Source organism: Pseudomonas sp. MD195_PC81_125 (assembly GCF_014060985.1).
GTDB classification, from domain to species: Bacteria; Pseudomonadota; Gammaproteobacteria; order Pseudomonadales; family Pseudomonadaceae; genus Aquipseudomonas; species Aquipseudomonas parakoreensis.
In genome coordinates this window covers 1-512 of sequence record NZ_JABULD010000822.1, presented here as the reverse complement: position 1 = coordinate 512, position 512 = coordinate 1, and the positions used below count along the sequence as shown (strand labels likewise).

The window sequence follows — 512 nt, the reverse complement described above, 5'->3', positions numbered from 1 at the left end:
CCGTTCCTGACGCCGCTGAAGCTGACGATGATGGTCTCGCTGTTCCTCGCGATTCCGGTGATCCTGCACCAGATCTGGGGTTTCATCGCGCCGGGCCTGTACAAGCATGAGAAACGCGTCGCCGTGCCGCTGCTGGTGTCGAGCATCCTGCTGTTCTACACCGGCATGGCGTTCGCCTATTACTTCGTGTTCCCGCTGATCTTCAAGTTCTTCGCCGCGGCCACCCCGGCCGGCGTGGAAATGATGACCGACATCACCAGCTACCTCGACTTCGTGATGACGCTGTTCTTCGCCTTTGGCGTCGCGTTCGAAATCCCGGTGGCCGTGGTGCTGCTGGTGTGGATCGGCGTGGTCGACGTCAAATACCTGAAGAAGATCCGTCCGTACGTGATCATCGGCTGCTTCGTGGTCGGCATGATCCTCACGCCGCCGGACATCTTCTCGCAGACCCTGCTGGCCGTGCCGATGTGGATGCTGTTTGAAATCGGCATTCTGTTCGGCAGCCTGGTCAG

1 protein-coding gene is annotated in these 512 nt (G+C 60.0%); it reads left to right on the top strand.

What is annotated here, in order from left to right; translation table 11 throughout:
- Window positions 1-512, top strand: a 512-nt coding sequence (tatC, locus tag HT737_RS29520) for a twin-arginine translocase subunit TatC (protein ID WP_182404590.1), incomplete at both ends; no start/stop codon positions are given.